At 45.2% G+C, this 2,942-nt stretch carries 3 protein-coding genes and 1 tRNA gene; 1 reads left to right on the top strand and 3 read right to left on the bottom strand.

Annotated features, from left to right (window positions below; all coding sequences use genetic code 11):
* Positions 1-450: hypothetical protein (locus tag PX484_RS21055; protein WP_288105381.1), on the bottom strand; the 450-nt coding region annotated here is incomplete at its 3' end.
* 147 nt (positions 451-597) lie between these two features.
* Between PX484_RS21055 and PX484_RS21050 the strand changes: the two genes are divergently transcribed.
* Positions 598-669: transfer RNA gene (locus PX484_RS21050), tRNA-Asn, on the top strand.
* A gap of 52 nt (positions 670-721) precedes the next feature.
* Here the strand turns inward: PX484_RS21050 and PX484_RS21045 are convergent.
* Together PX484_RS21045 and PX484_RS21040 are read right to left on the bottom strand one after the other, a co-directional pair.
* On the bottom strand, positions 722-1,981 hold the full coding sequence (locus tag PX484_RS21045) for a M16 family metallopeptidase (protein WP_287766960.1): 1,260 nt from the start codon (positions 1,979-1,981) through the stop codon (positions 722-724).
* Between the two features lie 3 nt (positions 1,982-1,984).
* Positions 1,985-2,942: M16 family metallopeptidase (locus PX484_RS21040; RefSeq protein ID WP_288105378.1), on the bottom strand; the 958-nt coding region annotated here is incomplete at its 5' end.

Raw genomic sequence — 2,942 nt, 5'->3', positions numbered from 1 at the left:
GACATAATGACCTAAAATCAGGTTATCTGACCATAATTCGTACTCTAGACGCAAATATTCGGGGAAATTATCCCCCTCTAATTGGAGACTACGGGTATAGTTGCCGAGGCGAAAAGCGTAACCCGGTTGAGAACTTCCGGCATTTAACCAGAAGCGACTGACACCAAAAACCCCTTGCTCCCAAAAATGACGATAGGCGAATCTTCCCTGGCCCTGCATGGTCATAATTACCCGATTGGCCGAAATTTCTAGCCAAATTAATTTATTTTGATTATTTTTGGGTTTAAGTGTCTCTATTTCTGCGAGAGCGACTGGTGGTTGATTGAGGAGAAGATGAAACCGGTGGCGATCCTTTTGGTAGAGGGTAGCGGAAGTGTCTAAAGAGGAGAGGATGGGTAGATCTGTCGAGAGCAGACAGAGGGAGACGGGACGGCGGTGATGAGCAAGCATAGACTAGACTTAATGGTGTCCTTATCTCCACAATAGTTGATTCTCTGCCCACCGCTACCAGCACCGGAAATTTTTTTGAGAAAAAATCCAGAAAGCACTTGCATTATTGAGGGACTTATGATTATAATTATTAATTGTGAGTAGCCTTCCTCGGTAGCTCAGTGGTAGAGCGGTCGGCTGTTAACCGATTGGTCGTAGGTTCGAATCCCACCCGGGGAGTTAATCAGAAATAGAAGCGGCAATAGTTTTTTATTGCCGCTTTTTGCTCTGACTAGAGAATTTCAGCGATCGCATTTTCCGGGCCGACTAAAGAAATGTAAGGATTTTGAAAATATTTGCTGGCTACCGATCGCGCTTGTTCGGGAGTAATCTGATTAATAGAATCCAGGAAAGTGCGATCGAATTCAATCCCCAAACCTAAGCTTTCATACCAACCGTATAATTGAGCGATTTCGGAGTTAGTTTGTTTACCGAGAGCATATTGACCCAATAACTTATTTTTAGCTGACTGTAACTCCCCCTCACTCAAAGTTACTTTATATAACCTTTCTGCTTCCTGACGCAATCCCGACACGGCGATCGCTGTATTTTGAGGTGCAGTTCCCATATAAATGACAAATTGGGAAGAATCGAGACGGGTGGGATAAAAAGCGGAAACATCGTAGGCTAATCCCCGTTTTTCTCGCAATTCCACGAATAGACGACTAGATAACCCATTCCCCAGATAGGTACTCAATAATTTTAAAACGGCATAATCATCCTCTTGCACAGAAGAGCCGGGGTATCCTAACATAACGATCGCCTGTTGACTAGCTTGGACGGTAGTTAAACAGGTGGGCTGAAAATCAAAAGCGGCCGGGGGTAAACTAGATAAAGGAATATCTGGAATTGACCAACTGCCAAAAATTTCCGTCACTGCTTTTACTGCTTGCTCTAGGGTAATACGGCCAGAAAGACTAATTACCAGGTTATCGGGACGGAAAAAGCGACTATGATAGGCCAGCAGCTCCTCCCGTTGCAATTGAGAAACCGTTGCCTCCGTACCCAATAAAGACATACCATAGGGATGATCGGGGTACATAGCGGCGCGTAATTGATTAAAAGCCACATTAAAAGGCTGTTCCAATTGAGAGCGAATGCTTTGACGGGTGAGATTTTTCTCTAATTCGATTTCTGGGGGTGGAAAACTGGGAAAACGAATAATTTCCGCCGCTAGACGCAATATATCTAAAAAATCCTTTGTAACGGTCTTTAAACTAACCACAAAATAATCAGTCCCCGTGTCCGCACTTAAACCGGCCCCCGTGGACTCAACGCGATCAGCAATTTCTAGGGAAGATAACTTTTCTGTACCTTTGGTGAGCAGCACGGCTAAAAGACGAAATAAACCCGCTTTTTCGGGTTTTTCCCAACGAGTACCCGCATTTTTGAGAAAAATCCTCCCTGCAACTAACTCCACGGCCGTATTTTCCACCACTAAAAGGGTGATGCCATTTTCTAAGGTTAAGCGGTGAATGGGGGAAGCGGACATCGTTTATTCACAGGGTTGCATTATTGTAATAGCATATCGCTCCGGGGAGAGATACTGACGAGCCAGACGTTGTAGATCTGACGGTTGAAAACTTTGGATAACTTGGGGATAGATCGTTGCTAGGTCGGCAGCTCTCAGGGTTTGATAATATCCATAGAGTCCCGCTAATTGGCCCGGGGTTTCTGTGGAGAAAATATAATCGTTAGCTAATAACTGTTGAGTGCGGTGTAATTCTGCGGGGGTGACGGGATCATCGTGCAGACATTGGAGGTGTTCACAGATAATACCTTCAATTGTCTCAGTTTCTGAGCTAGATAGCCAAGCACCGATGGTAAAGAGACTGGAATCTCGTTGCAGGGAAAAATTACTGTTAATATCGAGGACGATTTGCGCTTCTTCCCGCAGCTGTCGCACTAACCGCGAACAGCGTCCTCCGGCAAGAATTACCGAAATCAAGTCTAATCCAAAGGCATCTTCTAGGCGATCGCATCCTGGTCCAGTCCATCCCATCAAGAGACGAGAATGTTCTAGGTGGGGTAAATGTACTTGGGAACGACGAATTTCGATCAGGGGGGGTTCGGCAGCCACTAGATTCGCAGGGGATTCCGAGGGGACGGGAAATTCCCGAAAAGATTGCCGGATAATTTCTAAAGCTGGTTGGGGTTCAATTCCCCCGATAATCGCCACACACATATTTTCTGGTTGATAATAAGTGCGATGGAAACAGCGCATTTGATTGGGGGTTAATTGCTCTAAACAGGGTTGATCGCCTAGAATAGATCGTCCGTAGGGATGGTTTTGATAGATACTTCCGCAGAGGGTTTGGTAGGCAATCCAATCGGGATCATCATAACAGGCCCGTAATTCTTCTAAAACTACATCTTTTTCCCGATAGAATTCCTCATCGTCAATCTCAGCATGGAGGAGAATTTCGGCCAGATGGGGTAAGGTATGTTCAATT

Origin of the sequence: Microcystis sp. M49636_WE2 (assembly GCF_030065375.1) — a bacterium.
GTDB lineage: Bacteria > Cyanobacteriota > Cyanobacteriia > Cyanobacteriales > Microcystaceae > Microcystis > Microcystis aeruginosa_C.
Note: the sequence above shows the minus strand (reverse complement) of the source record. Positions and strands in the feature narration are given on the sequence as shown.